Source organism: Acidimicrobiales bacterium (genome assembly GCA_035533595.1).
GTDB lineage: Bacteria > Actinomycetota > Acidimicrobiia > Acidimicrobiales > Bog-793 > DATLTN01.
Genome location: DATLTN010000039.1, coordinates 1 through 12581, shown reverse-complemented (window position 1 = coordinate 12581; position 12581 = coordinate 1). Strand labels below are relative to the sequence as shown.

Below are 12581 nucleotides of genomic sequence, written 5' to 3'. Positions count from 1 at the left end.
TCGGAGGCGGCGCGCCTTGCCGTCGCGAGTTGCAACCCGAGCGACGACCAGCGCGGCTCTGCCGCCTACAAGGCGGCGATGGTCGAGGTCTGGACGCAGCGCACCATCGCCTCCTGCCTGGCCTGAGGGTGCCCGGGGGCGCCCGGGCCGGCAGCGCGGGCCGAAGCGGTACCGTGAGGCCGGCCGCACAAGCCCACCCGACCCATCAGAGGAAGTGACATGGAGCTGTCCAACGAGTTCGTGGTCCCGGTCGCGATCGACGACGCCTGGGCGGTGCTCACCGACGTGGAGCGGATCGCGCCCTGCATGCCGGGCGCCCGCCTCGAGTCGATCGAGGGTGACGACTTCCACGGCGTCGTGAAGGTGAAGGTCGGCCCGGTCACCGTCGAGTACAAGGGGACGGCGCAGTTCCTGGAGCGGGACGCCACCGCGCACAAGGCGGTGTTGAAGGCGAGCGGGCGCGAGACCCGCGGCCAGGGCAACGCCACCGCGACGGTCACCGCCGAGCTCTCTCCGGAGGGGGACTCGACGCGCGTCGCGGTGCGCACCGAGCTCGACATCACCGGGCGGGTCGCGCAGTTCGGCCGGGGGATGCTCGCCGACGTGAGCACCAAGCTGCTCGGTCAGTTCGTCGACCGCCTGGAGCGCGACGTGCTGAACGCGCCGGCGCCGAGCGAGCAGGGAGACGCCGCCTCACCTGCGGCGGGGGAGGAGACCGTGCGGCGTTCCGCCTCGACCGGTGGCGGCTCGGCGAGCGTGCAGGCCCAGGACGACACCCTCGACCTCGGCAAGCTGATGGGTAAGAGCGCCCTGCAGCGTGTCGTCGCGCCGCTCGTCGGAGTCGCCCTCGGCCTGCTCGTGTTCCTGCGTCGCCGCAGGGCCAAGCGACGCGGGTAGTTAGCCTTGACCGTCGTGCTGCAGCAACCGACGGGAGATGACTGGGTCGGCCTCACCGAGGAGCCGCTGCCGGTCGCCGAGGCGCTCGCCTGGGCGGTGGTCCCCGGCTGTGGGGGCCTCGTCACCTTCTGCGGCACCGTCCGCGACTTCTCCGACGGCCGCGACGAGGTGAGCTCGCTCGACTACGAGGCCTACCCCGAGCAGGTCGTGCCGCGCCTCGCGGCGCTGTGCGCCGCCGCGCGGGCGCGCTGGCCCGAGGCCGGCCGGATCGTCCTCCTGCACCGCGTCGGCCATCTCGAGGTGCGGGAGGCGGCTGTCGTCGTCTGCGCCTCGGCACCGCACCGTGCAGAGGCCTTCGCGCTCGCGCGCTTCCTGATCGACACCCTGAAGGCGACGATCCCGATCTGGAAGCTCGAGCGCTGGGCCGACGGCGAGGAGTGGAGCGACGGCACCTGTGAGATCGCGGACGTACCAGAGGCGCACGCGGTCGCGCACGGCCACCACGCCGGGCCGGCGGAATAGTGGCTGCGCCCGAGCCCGTCGCCGTTTCGCTGCGCGTCGGGAGGCCCCGCGAGGCCCCGCCGGCCGCCACGATGCCGACCAGCGGCCTCCTCGTCGACCGCTTCGGGCGCGTGCACACCGACCTCCGGCTGTCGATCACCGATCGCTGCAACTTCCGCTGCACCTACTGCATGCCCGAGGAGGGGATGACCTTCCTTCCCCGTGGCGAGCTCCTCAGCGTGCAGGAGATCGCCCGCGTCGGCGCGGTGGCGCGCGAGCTCGGGATCACCTCGCTGCGCCTCACCGGCGGCGAGCCCCTCTTCCGCCGCGACGCGCTCGAGATCGTCCGGCGCCTCGGCGCGCTCGGCTTCGCTGACCTCGCCCTCACCACCAACGGCACCGGCCTCGCCCGCCAGGCCGAGGCGCTGCGGGCGGCGGGGCTACAGCGGGTGAACATCAGCTGTGACTCGCTGCGCCCCGAGCGCTTCGGCGAGATCCGCCGCCGTGGCGCGCTCTCGCCCGTCCTCGAGGCGATGGCGGCCGCCGAGCGCGCCGGCCTCGGTCCGCTGAAGGTGAACGTCGTGCTGCAGCGGGGCGTGAACGACGACGAGATCGTCGACTTCGCCCGCTTCGCCCGCGACACCGGGCGGATCGTCCGCTTCATCGAGTTCATGCCGCTCGACTACGACGGCGGCTGGCGGCGTGACGAGGTCGTCCCCGGCGCCGAGGTGCTGGCCACGGTCGGCGAGGCCTACCCACTCGTCGCGCTGAGCGACCCCGATGATCCGGCGCCGGCGACGCGCTTCGCCTTCGCGGACGGCATCGGCGAGATCGGGGTCATCTCGAGCGTCACCGAGCCCTTCTGCGGGACCTGCAACCGCCTGCGGCTGACGGCCGAGGGCGCGGTGCGCAACTGCCTCTTCTCCGACGAGGAGCTCTCGGTGCGGCCGCTGCTGCGTGCAGGGGCTGACGACGCAGCCGTCGCCGAGGTGCTCCGCCGGGCCGTGTGGGGCAAGCTCCCCGGCCACGGCATCAACGACCCGGGCTTTCTCCGGCCGCGGCGCTCGATGTCGATGATCGGCGGCTGATGGCCCGCCTGCGCCTGTTCGGCCCGGTCCGCGAGGCGGCGGGCCTCGGCGAGGACGAGCTGCCCGGCGAAACCCTCGACGAGCTGCTGGCGGCGGCGCGAGAACGCTACGGGGCGCGCTTCAGCGCCGTCGCGGAGCGCTGCGTGGTGTGGGTGAACGGCGAGGCCGCGCCGGGCGGCACCCCCCTCGTGGCGGGCGACGAGGTCGCACTGCTGCCGCCCGTCTCGGGAGGCTGAGGCCGGGTCTCAGCTGCTCGGCGAGGCGTGTGGGTGCGGGTTCTCGCCGGCGAGCAGGGTGAGCACGTGCGGGAGCACGTCGAGGACGGCGCCGAGGCACTCGACCGCTCCGGCGGGCGAGCCGGGGGTGTTGAGGACGAGGGCGCTCCCGAGCACGCCAGCGGTGGCGCGCGAGAGGCGGCCGAGGGGATTGGCGAGGCGCATCGCTTCGGCGAGGCCGGGCGCCGGACGGTCGATCACCGCGGCCGTCCCCTCGGGGGTGAGGTCGCGGGGGCCGAAGCCGGTCCCCCCCGTCGTCACGATGACGCCGATGAATCCCTCGGCGAGCGCGCCGAGGGCCTCGGCGACGACTTCGCTCCCGTCGCTCACCACGACGCGCTCCTCGACGGTGAACCCGGCCCCCTCGAGCAGGCCGGCGAGTGCCGCGCCGGCGCGGTCCTCGGCGTGGCCGCGGCTCACCGAGTCCGAGACGGTGAGGATCTTCGCCCGGCTCATCGGCGCAGCGTAGCGAGGTGCAGCGGGCGGCCAACGGCGCGCGCCTCGGTACCATGAGGAGCGGCGACGAGGCCGCCATGAGCAGGCGAGGAGAGGCCGATCCGCGAGGTCTTCGACGAAATCGACCGCTGGCACGAGCACGGTGACGCGCTCGCGATCGCCCGCGTCGTGCGCACCGAGGGCTCGGCGCCGCGCGCGCCGGGCGCGGCGATGGTCGTAAACGCCGACGGCCGCGTCGCCGGCTCGGTCTCGGGCGGCTGCGTGGAGGGGGCGGTCGTCACTGAGGCGTTGCAGGTGCTCGAGGACGGCGCGCCGCGTCTCGTGCGCTTCGGCTACAGCGACGAGGTCGGCTTCTCCGTGGGGCTCACCTGCGGCGGGATCATCGACATCTTCGTCGCCCGCGGGCCGCTCGCGCAGCACAGCGAGCTCGAGGCGGCGGTCGCCGCCGGTGAGCCGGTGGCGGTCGCCACCGTTGTCGCCGTCTCCGATGGCGAGCCGCCCGCCCCCGGTGCCTTCACCTACCGCCCCGACGGCGAGCTCGCCCCCGCCGGGGGCGCGACGCTCGGGGCGACCCTGCTGCTGCACGAGGACGGGCGGTACTCCGGCAGCCTTGGCAACGACGGCCTCGATCGCGTCGTGCGCCGCGACGCCGCGGGGGCGCTCGCCGCCGGGCGCAGCGCGCTCCGCCACTACGGCCCGGCGGGCGAGGCGCGCAGCGAGGAGATCGCCGTGTTCATCGAAGCCTTCGCCCCGCCCCCGAAGATGGTGATCTTCGGTGCCGTCGACTTCACCGCGGCACTGGTGCGGGTCGCGAAGATTCTCGGCTACCGGGTGACGGTCTGCGACGCACGGGCGCCCTTCGCGACCGCCGAGCGTTTCCCCGAGGCCGATGAGATCGTCGTCGACTGGCCGAACCGCTACCTCGAGCGTGCGGGCGGCGAGCTGACGGCGCGCGACGCGGTCTGCGTCCTCACCCACGATGCGAAGTTCGACATCCCGGCGATCACCGGCGCGCTCGCGACCGGCGCCGGCTATCTCGGCGCGATGGGCTCACGGCGCACGCACGAGGACCGCCGCCGCCGCCTCCTCGAGGAGGGGGTCGCCGAGTCCGACCTCGAGCGCGTCATGGCGCCGATCGGCCTCGACATCGGCGCCGCCACCCCCGAGGAGACCGCGGTTGCGATCTGCGCGGAGATCATCGCCCAGAGGAACCGCCGAGACGCGGCGCCGCTGCGTGACAGCGGCCGACCGATCCACGCCGACCCCGACCTCGTCGAGGTGACACCATGAGCGTCGCCGCGGTCGTCCTCGCCGCGGGTGGCGGCAGGCGCTTCAGTGGCCCGCAGCACAAGCTCCTCACCCCCTACCGCGGGCGCCCGCTCGTCGTCGCCGCGCTCGAGGCGGCGGCCGGCTGTGGCGCGGACGCCGTCGCCGCCGTCGGGGGCGCGGTCGATCTCACCCCGCTGCTGCCGGGGGGGCTGGCCCTGCTCCACAACCCGGACTGGGAGGCCGGCCTCTCCTCTTCGCTCGCCGTCGCGCTCGCGTGGTGCCGCGAGAAGGGCCACGACGCGGTCGTGCTCGGCCTCGGCGACATGCCCGGCGTCCCCGCCTCGGCGTGGGCGGCGCTCGTCGAGGCCGACGGCGAGGTCGCAGTGGCGAACTTCGGTGGGGCGCTCCGCCCGCCGGTGCGCCTCGCCGCCACGGTCTGGGACGAGGTGCCGACCTCGGGCGACGTTGGTGCCCGCGAGCTGTGGAAGCGCCCCGGCACCGTCGAGGTCGCCTGTGAAGGGAGTCCGGTCGACATCGACACGGCGGACGACCTCTCCGCCTTCGAGGCCGCGGGTCGGTGAGCCCGCTCAGCCACCTCGACGAGCACGGCCACGCCTTCATGGTCGACGTCACCGGCAAGGCGCTGACGGCGCGCGAGGCGCGGGTCCGCTGCGTCGTCGCGCACGTGCCGAACAGCGTCGGCTTCCTGGCGCGTGAGCCGGCGGCGCTCGAGGAGGCACGCCTCGCCGGCCTCGGGGCGGCGAAGGCGACCTCGTCGTTGATCCCGCTCTGCCACCCGCTCCCGCTGGAGCGCCTGGAGGTGGCCTTCCAGCTCAGTGCGGAGTCGATCGAGGTCCAGGCGACGACCGCGACCCGCGGTCAGACGGGCGTCGAGATGGAGGCGCTCACCGCCTGCGCGCTCGCCGCGGTGAGCCTGCTCGGTGTGTGCCGCCGCCACGACCCGGGGGCGAGCGTCGAGGAGCTCACCTTGTGGGAGAAGCGGGGGGGCAAGAGTGGCGAGTGGCAGCGCGACGAGTCGGGGGCGATGCGCCACGAGGAGGCCGCGTCCGACGCCGAGGGGCGTAACCTCTCGCCGTGATCCCCCTCGCCGACGCCCAGGCCCGCGTGCTTGACCGCCTGCACGCCGCGACGCCCGTCGCGGTGCCGATCGACGAGGCACTGCACCTCGTCACTGCCTCTCCGGTGCTCTCAGGCGAGCAGGTCCCGCCCTTCGACAACTCCTCGGTCGACGGCTACGCGCTGCACGCCGAGGAGACCATCGCGGCCCCTGTGCGACTGCGCGTGGTCGGCACGCTCGCGGCTGGAGCCGAGGCGACGCACCCGATCGGTCCCGGAGAGGCGATCCGCATCATGACCGGTGCCCCCGTCCCGGAGGGGACGACGGGAGTCGTGATGGTGGAGGACGTCGAGGTCGACGGCGACGAGGTCCTCGTGAAGGTGAGCGTCCGCGAGGGCGAGTCCGTCCGCCGCGCCGGCTCGGACATCCTCGTCGGCGCCGAGGTCGTGCCGGCAGCGACCCGTCTCACCCCCGCCCATCTCGGGGTGCTGGCGAGCATCGGCCATGCCGAGGTGCAGGCCCACCCCCGCCTGACCGTCGGCGTGCTCTCGACCGGGGACGAGCTCGTCACCGACGGCAGCGCCCTCGGTCCGGGCCAGGTACGCGAGGCGAACCTCGATCTTCTCGTCGGGCTGCTGCACGAGGCCGACTGCATCCCGGTGAACTACGGCGTCGTCCCCGACGACGAGACGGTGATCACCGAGGCGCTCACCGAGGCCGCCGCGCACTGTGACGCGCTGATCACCTCGGGCGGGGTGAGCATGGGGGATTTCGACCTCATCAAGGTGCTCCTCGACAAGCTCGGTGAGATGGACTGGATGCAGATCGCGATCCGCCCCGCCAAGCCCTTCGCCTTCGGCTTCCTCCCCGGGCCACGCGGCAAGGTCCCGGTCTTCGGGCTACCCGGCAACCCCGTCTCCTCGCTCGTCAGCTTCGAGCTGCTCGCTCGACCCGGGCTGCGCAAGATGATGGGCCACCGCGAGCTCTTCCGGCCGCGCATCCTCGCCATCGCCGAGGACCGCCTGGCCCGCCCGCGCGGCGACGCCAAGCTGCACCTCATCCGGGTGCGGGGGGGCTTCGCCGGCGACGGCCGGCTGCACGTGAGCGCGACGGGCGAGCAGGGCTCGCACCAGCTGGCGAACAGCGCGGCGGCGGTCGGCCTCGCCGTGGTCGAGGACGGCCCGGACGTCGAGCCCGGCGGCGAGGTCCCGGTCCTGTTCTTCCACTGATGCCGTCGTCGGCGGGCGGGGCGCCGCCGCTCAGCTGAGCGGTCCGAGGCCGAGGCAGTCGAGCTCGATCGCGACGCAGGCGTCCTCCACGTAGTCCATCCCCGCCGCCGCGCACCGTGCCCTCGCCGCTTCTGAGGTGATGCCGAGCTGCAGCCACACCGCCCCGGCCGCGGCGGCGATCGCCGCCGCGGCCACGCCGTCGGCCTCACGGGGAGGGCGGAAGACGACGACGAGGTCGAGCGCGCCCGGGACCGAGGCGAGGTCGGGGTAGGCGGTGAGGCCGACGACCTCGGACACTGTCGGGTGTACGGGGACGACCTCATAGCCGTGACGGAGCATGCGCAGCGGGACGCGCTGCGCCGCCTTCGCGGGATCGGTCGAGAAGCCGACGACGGCGGCGCGCCTCGTCCGCCTGAGGATGTCGGCGATCAGTTCGGCCTTGTCCGTCGCTGCCACGTCGCCCCGCCCCCTTCGCCACGGCGCCGCGCCGGGCCATTGGTAGTTTGCCGACGTGGCGACACTGCCCGAGCTCTCGGTCACCGACTGGGCGGTTCTCGGCGCGCTCTCCTCTGGCGCCTCGCACGGCTTCGCCGCGGCGCGCCTGCTCGCCCCCGGCGGGGAGATCGGCCGCGTGTGGACGGTTTCTCGCCCACTCGTCTACCGCTCCCTCATCCACCTCGCGGCCGAGGGCCTCGTCTCGGAGGAGGGGACCGCCCCCGGCGCCGCCGGGCCCCGGCGCAGGGTCGTCTCGCCGACGCGCAGGGGGGAGCGCGCCCTCGCGGCGTACCTCGTCAGCCCGGTCGCTCACGTGCGCGACTACCGCTCCGAGCTGATGCTGAAGCTGCTCCTCCTCGACGGCCGTCCGGAGGAGAAGCGCACCCTGCTGCGGGCGCAGCGCACCTCGCTCGCGCCGATGTGCGCCGGTCTCGCGCTCAGGCTCGAGCAGGCCGAGGGGTTCGAGGCGGTGCTCGCCCGCTGGCGCCTCGACAGTGCGCTCGCCGCGCTGCGCTTCCTGGAGGGCCTCGGCGACCGGGAGCCGCGCGCGCCGGGGCGGTAAGGTAGTCACATGCTGACTACTCGCAGGACGCGCTGCGGCACGCTCGCGTTCGCCGCCCTCGTGGGCGCGACAGCTGGCGCCGTCGCCCTCCCGGCGGGCGCCTCGGCCGCGCGCTCCGGCCCCGTCAGCGTGTACTACGCGGCCTCGCTGCAGGACATCATGGAGCAGCACGTCGGCCCGCGCTTCGAGCAAGCGACCGGTTACGGCTTCACCGGCTTCTCCGGAGCATCGGGGACCCTGGCCAACGAGATCAAGGGCGGCATCGCGCGGGGCGACGTGTTCGTCAGCGCCAACGCCGCGACCAACAACATCCTCGAAGGCGCGAGAAACGGGAACTGGGTCTCCTGGTACCTCGCGATCGCCAACTCCCCGCTCGTGCTCGGCTACAACCCGCACGGCGCCTTCGCCGCCGCGCTGAAGAGCGAGCCGTGGTTCAAGGTCGTCACCCGGCCCGGCTTCCGCATCGGCCGCACCGATCCCGCCGTCGACCCGAAGGGCAAGCTCACCGTGCAGGCGATCACCGCCGCCGTGCAGGTCTACGGCTCGACGGCGCTGAACGCGATCACCACCACGAGCTCCGACGTCTACCCGGAGGCCTCCCTCGTCGGAGAGCTGCAGTCCGGCCAGCTCGATGCCGGCTTCTTCTACGCGAGCGAGGCGAAGGGCGCAGGGATCCCGGTGGTGAAGCTCGGCAAGCTCTTCCTCGCCGCGACCTACACGGTGAGCGTGCTGCGCAACGCGCCCGACGAGAAGGGCGCCGAGGCCTTCGTGAAGTACCTTCTCTCCAAGCCCGGGGTCGCCCTGATGCGCAAGGAGGGACTCACCGTCGTGAAGCCGCGCCTCATCGGCCCGCTCGCCTCGGTCCCACGTAGCCTGCGTCATCTGATCCCGACGCCGTGATCGCCGGGCCGCGGGCCCGCACGCTGCGGCTGCTCGGCGGACTGCTCGCCCTCTACCTGGCGGTCCCGCTCGGGGCCTTCCTCGTGCGCCTCGCCCGCAGCCCGAACCCCGGCTTCGGCCTGCCCGGGCTCTTCCCGGCGGCGCTCGTGTCGGTCGAGACGGCGTCCATCTCGGCGGCGGTGATCGCCCTCTTCGGGCTGCCGCTCGCCTACCTCCTGGCCCGCAGCCGCCACCGCCGCACCGCCACCGCGGTCGGCCTCGTCGCGCAGCTCCCGCTCGCGTTGCCGCCGCTCATGAGCGGGATCCTCCTCATCTACCTCGTCGGCCCCTACAGCGCGCTCGGCCGTGCCTTCGGTGGCCACCTCACGGACACGCTCACGGGGATCGTGCTCGCGCAGTGCTTCGTCGCCGCCCCCTTCCTCGTCTCGGTGGCGCGCGCCGCCTTCTCCGAGATCGACCCCGCGCTCTTCGACCTCGCGGCGACGCTCGGCCACCGCGAGTACGGCCGCTTCTTCCGTGTCGCGCTCCCCGCGGCGCGCGGCGGCATCGCGGCGGGGCTGCTCCTCGCCTGGCTGCGCGCCTTCGGCGAGTACGGGGCGACCCTGATCCTCGCCTACCACCCCTACTCGCTCCCGGTCTTCACCGACCTGCAGTTCGCCGGCGCCGGCCTCACCGACACCGAGGCGCCGACGGCGGTCGCGCTGTTCGTCGCCGCGGCGGTGGTGCTCGTCGCGCACTTCGCCACCGTGCGGCGCGGGCACGGCCGGGGTGGGGCCCCGGCGGTCGCTCCGAAGGCCGCTGCGCCGGCGCGGCCGCTGGCCGTCTCGTTCTCCCTGCACGCGAGGCTCGGGGATTTCTCGCTCTCGCTCGCCCACCGGGGCAGTGCCCCCACGCTCGCCATCCTCGGCCCCTCCGGTTCGGGCAAGTCGGTGACCCTGCGGGCGATCGCCGGCCTGCTCGGCCCCGGCGCCGGCGAGGTCGCCTTCGACGGCCAACCGGTCGCCGGGGTTCCGGTCGAGGCCCGCCGGGTGGGGTACGTACCCCAGAGCGGCGCCCTGTTCCCCGGCCGCACCGTGTGGCGGCAGGTGACCTTCTCGAGCTCGGTCGACGACGGTCTCGCTGCCTACTGGCTGGAGCGTCTCGGCATCGCCGCACTTGCCAACCGCCTGCCCGACCGCCTCTCGGGAGGTGAGCGCCAGCGGGTGCACCTCGCGCGTGCGCTCGCCTGTTCGCCGCGTCTGCTGCTGTTGGACGAGCCCTTCTCGGCGCTCGACGCGCCGGTGCGCGAGGCGCTGCGCGACGAGTTTCGTCGCCTGCAGCGCGAGGAGGGCCTCTCGAGCGTCCTCGTCACCCATGACCCTGTCGAGGCGGCGATGCTCGCCGAAGAGCTGCTGGTCGTCGCCGAGGGGCGCCTCCTGCAGGGTGGGCGACGCGAGGACGTCTTCTCCCGTCCCGCCTCGCCGACGGTCGCCCGCCTCGTCGGCATCGAGAACGTCCTCTCCGGGATCCTCGCCGCTGGTGTGCTGCGATGCGGCTCGCTGCACATCGCGCTCCCTGCGACGTCAAGAGGCGCCAGCACCGACGGGAGCAGCGTCCAGTGGTGTCTCCCGACGGCGCGGGCCCGCCTCGTCGCAAGCGGAGAGCACCAAGTGTTGGTCCTCGACGTCATCGACCGCGGCCTTCGGCGGGTGGCCCGCTGCGAGACCGGAGGCGGTGTGCTGCTCGCGGAAGTCGGCGGTGGAGGGGCGCCGACGGTGGGGGAGCGGGCGGGCCTCGATATCGACGCCGACGCCCTCACGTGCTGGCCGGCCGCGGAGGAATGACGCCCGGTCAGTCGTTCTTGTAGAGCTCCTCGGGCATCTCCGAGGTGAGGCCGTTTGCCTTCAACTTGGCCTCGAAGAGCTCGCGCACGTAGGGGTCCTCTTCCGAGTAGCCGATCGAGCTTCCCCCCTCGCGCATGTTGAGGTTGCCGCTCACGACGGTGCTGTTCTCGTCGCCGTCGTCGCGTCCCATCGAGGCCCGCAGGTTGGTCGGGCCTCCCCAGTAGTTGATGACTCGGAAGTGCTCGCGGCTCACGTTGAAGTGCTGGTGGAACCAATTGCCGCCGCCGGGCGCCGCCGCGACGAGGCCGCCCGAGATGTAGTCGAGGACCTCCACCTCGTCGCCATGCCCGTTCTTCCACGGCGTAGGGCCGAGCTCACGGTGCCAGTTGAAGGTGTACCCGGAACCCCGCAGGCACACGAGGACGGCGCCTGCCGCGTGCCAGTGGCCACGGAAGTAGCGGCCGGCGGGGCACTGGGAGATGAAGCCGCCGTGGTCGTACTCGAAGCCCCGCCAGCCCGGCTGGATCCGGCGGTAACCGGGCATCCGCTGATTGTCGAGGGGCAGCTCGCAGTTGATGATGTCGGGGTAGAAGTTCGACCGCGTCTGGGCGCGCTCGTTCACCGGCACCTTGTAGATCTTCTCGTCGAACTTGTAGAAGTCCGGGTCCTCTGAGTAGTGGGCCTTGAAGATGTAGTCATTGTTGAAGACGAAGTCGGCGTCGCGGTGCAGGTTCCAGACCGGCGGTGCGTTGTTGGTGGCGATGATGAGCACCCGTTCGTTGGTGGCATTCACCAGCCGGTGCGTGACGTTGGGCGGGAAGTACATGAGCGATCCCGGCTGCCACTCGGTGATCTGCTTGCGACCCGAGCCGCCCTCGACCCAGGTCTCGGTGGTGCCCCGCCCCTCAAGCACCAGATAGAACTCGTGGTACAGGTGGCGTTCGGCGTTCAGCACGCCGCCGCCCGGGATCTCGAGGACATACATCCCTTTGATGCCGTCGAGGCCGTCAAGGTACAGGTAGGCGCCCTTGGCCCCCATGCGGGCCCAGTCGCCGAGTTCGAGCTCGCGCACGTCGTGTACGCCGATCCCCTTGAACACCGGGATCCCCTCGGACTCGATGAACTCGAGGTAGGGGGACTTCACCTTCTCCCAGGTGCGCAGGCCCGCCCGACTGCTCTCTGCGGTGGGCTCTTCGAACAGCTCCGTGTCCAGTTCCGCCATCTCGTCCCCCTGTGACCCCACGGCACCGGCGGCACCGGCCCGCCGAGCACTCTCGCGCGATCCGCGGCGAGAGAAAAGCAACGCTGGTCACAGATGAAGAGGACCCGGCGCGGCGCTCGGGCCCTCTTCATCTGCAGGTGACGGTGCTCAGTCGGTCTTGTAGAGCTCCTCGGGCATCTCGGACTTGAGGCCCTCGGCGGCGAGCTTGGACTCGTAGAGCTCGCGCACGTACGGGTCCTCGACGGAGTAACCGATGGAGCGGCCACCCTGGGAGATGTTGAGGTTGCCGCTCGTCACGCCGTTGGAGCTCTCGTCCTCGTCGTCCTTGCCCATCGAGCCGCGGATGTTGGTCGGGCCGCCCCAGTAGTTGATCACCCGGAAGTGCTCGCGGCTCACGTTGAAGTGCTGGTGGAACCAGTTGCCGCCACCGGGTGCAGCGGCGACGAGGCCGCCCTGCACGTAGTCGATGACCCGCACCTCGTCGCCGTGGCCGTCCTTCCAGGGGGTGAGGCCGAGCTCGCGGTGCCAGTTGAAGGTGTAGCCCGCGCCACGCAGGCAGACGAGGACGGCGCCCGCGGCGTGGTAGTGCGCACGGGAGTAGCGCCCCGGCGGGTACTGGCTGATGAAGCCGCCGTGGTCGTACTCGAAGCCCGGCCAGCCCGGCTGGATCCGGCGGTAGCCGGGGAGGCGCTGGTTGTCGAGGGGCAGCTCGCAGTTGATGAGGTCCGGGTAGAACGAGGTGCGGGTCTGGGCCCGCTCGTTCACCGGCACCTTGTAGACCTTCTC

15 protein-coding genes are annotated in these 12581 nt (G+C 72.7%); 11 read left to right on the top strand and 4 right to left on the bottom strand.

Features of this window, described 5'->3' with window-relative positions:
- The first annotated feature begins 219 nt into the window (after positions 1-219).
- The 4 genes from VNF07_07545 (at position 220) to VNF07_07530 (ending at position 2722) form a co-directional block, all read left to right on the top strand.
- Entirely contained in the window at positions 220-897 is a 678-nt protein-coding gene (locus VNF07_07545; GenBank protein HVB06078.1) for an SRPBCC family protein, read from the top strand.
- A gap of 15 nt (positions 898-912) precedes the next feature.
- Positions 913-1419, top strand: a complete 507-nt coding sequence (locus tag VNF07_07540; protein ID HVB06077.1) for a molybdenum cofactor biosynthesis protein MoaE — start codon at positions 913-915, stop codon at positions 1417-1419.
- Between the two features lie 71 nt (positions 1420-1490).
- Positions 1491-2486: a GTP 3',8-cyclase MoaA gene (moaA, locus tag VNF07_07535; GenBank protein ID HVB06076.1), complete on the top strand. Its 996-nt coding sequence runs from the start codon at positions 1491-1493 to the stop codon at positions 2484-2486.
- Positions 2486-2722 (top strand): MoaD/ThiS family protein, encoded by a 237-nt coding sequence (locus VNF07_07530; GenBank protein HVB06075.1) that lies wholly within the window; start codon positions 2486-2488, stop codon positions 2720-2722. Before moaA ends, VNF07_07530 begins: the two co-directional genes overlap by 1 nt.
- A 9-nt stretch (positions 2723-2731) precedes the next feature.
- Here the strand turns inward: VNF07_07530 and VNF07_07525 are convergent, their stop codons facing one another.
- Positions 2732-3217, bottom strand: a complete 486-nt coding sequence (locus VNF07_07525) for a MogA/MoaB family molybdenum cofactor biosynthesis protein (protein ID HVB06074.1) — start codon at positions 3215-3217, stop codon at positions 2732-2734.
- Positions 3218-3316: 99 nt separating this feature from the next.
- On the opposite strand from VNF07_07525, the gene VNF07_07520 reads away from it, so the two are divergent.
- The 4 genes from VNF07_07520 to glp are packed head-to-tail and all read left to right on the top strand — an operon-like array spanning position 3317 to position 6793.
- Positions 3317-4507, top strand: coding sequence for an XdhC family protein (locus VNF07_07520; GenBank protein ID HVB06073.1), 1191 nt, complete (start codon positions 3317-3319; stop codon positions 4505-4507).
- Positions 4504-5067, top strand: coding sequence for an NTP transferase domain-containing protein (locus VNF07_07515; GenBank protein ID HVB06072.1), 564 nt, complete (start codon positions 4504-4506; stop codon positions 5065-5067). Before VNF07_07520 ends, VNF07_07515 begins: the two co-directional genes overlap by 4 nt.
- Positions 5064-5585 (top strand): cyclic pyranopterin monophosphate synthase MoaC, encoded by a 522-nt coding sequence (locus VNF07_07510; protein HVB06071.1) that lies wholly within the window; start codon positions 5064-5066, stop codon positions 5583-5585. The genes VNF07_07515 and VNF07_07510 overlap by 4 nt, the downstream gene beginning before the upstream one ends.
- Entirely contained in the window at positions 5582-6793 is a 1212-nt protein-coding gene (gene glp, locus VNF07_07505) for a gephyrin-like molybdotransferase Glp (protein ID HVB06070.1), read from the top strand. Before VNF07_07510 ends, glp begins: the two co-directional genes overlap by 4 nt.
- A 30-nt stretch (positions 6794-6823) precedes the next feature.
- Here glp and VNF07_07500 read toward each other — a convergent pair whose 3' ends face one another.
- Complete coding sequence (locus tag VNF07_07500; GenBank protein HVB06069.1) at positions 6824-7249, bottom strand: CoA-binding protein; 426 nt, start codon at positions 7247-7249, stop codon at positions 6824-6826.
- A gap of 55 nt (positions 7250-7304) precedes the next feature.
- Here VNF07_07500 and VNF07_07495 point away from each other — a divergent pair, with 55 nt between their 5' ends.
- From VNF07_07495 to VNF07_07485, 3 genes are read left to right on the top strand one after another with little or no spacing between them, the layout of a single operon-like run.
- Positions 7305-7850, top strand: a complete 546-nt coding sequence (locus VNF07_07495; GenBank protein ID HVB06068.1) for a hypothetical protein — start codon at positions 7305-7307, stop codon at positions 7848-7850.
- A gap of 9 nt (positions 7851-7859) precedes the next feature.
- Positions 7860-8750, top strand: coding sequence for an extracellular solute-binding protein (locus VNF07_07490; GenBank protein HVB06067.1), 891 nt, complete (start codon positions 7860-7862; stop codon positions 8748-8750).
- Positions 8747-10573, top strand: a complete 1827-nt coding sequence (locus tag VNF07_07485; GenBank protein HVB06066.1) for an ATP-binding cassette domain-containing protein — start codon at positions 8747-8749, stop codon at positions 10571-10573. The genes VNF07_07490 and VNF07_07485 overlap by 4 nt, the downstream gene beginning before the upstream one ends.
- 7 nt (positions 10574-10580) lie before the next feature.
- Here the strand turns inward: VNF07_07485 and VNF07_07480 are convergent, their stop codons facing one another.
- Together VNF07_07480 and VNF07_07475 are read right to left on the bottom strand one after the other, a co-directional pair.
- Positions 10581-11795, bottom strand: coding sequence for a cupin domain-containing protein (locus VNF07_07480; protein HVB06065.1), 1215 nt, complete (start codon positions 11793-11795; stop codon positions 10581-10583).
- 147 nt (positions 11796-11942) lie between these two features.
- A partial coding sequence (locus tag VNF07_07475) for a hypothetical protein (protein HVB06064.1) occupies positions 11943-12581 on the bottom strand: 639 nt, incomplete at its 5' end.

Coding starts and splice junctions, on each gene's coding strand:
- VNF07_07545 (HVB06078.1), top strand. CDS start 220: ATGGAGCTGTCCAACGAGTTCGTGGTCCCGGTCGCGATCGACGACGCC.
- moaA (HVB06076.1), top strand. CDS start 1,491: ATGCCGACCAGCGGCCTCCTCGTCGACCGCTTCGGGCGCGTGCACACC.
- VNF07_07530 (HVB06075.1), top strand. CDS start 2,486: ATGGCCCGCCTGCGCCTGTTCGGCCCGGTCCGCGAGGCGGCGGGCCTC.
- VNF07_07525 (HVB06074.1), bottom strand. CDS start 3,217: ATGAGCCGGGCGAAGATCCTCACCGTCTCGGACTCGGTGAGCCGCGGC.
- VNF07_07515 (HVB06072.1), top strand. CDS start 4,504: ATGAGCGTCGCCGCGGTCGTCCTCGCCGCGGGTGGCGGCAGGCGCTTC.
- VNF07_07490 (HVB06067.1), top strand. CDS start 7,860: ATGCTGACTACTCGCAGGACGCGCTGCGGCACGCTCGCGTTCGCCGCC.
- VNF07_07480 (HVB06065.1), bottom strand. CDS start 11,795: ATGGCGGAACTGGACACGGAGCTGTTCGAAGAGCCCACCGCAGAGAGC.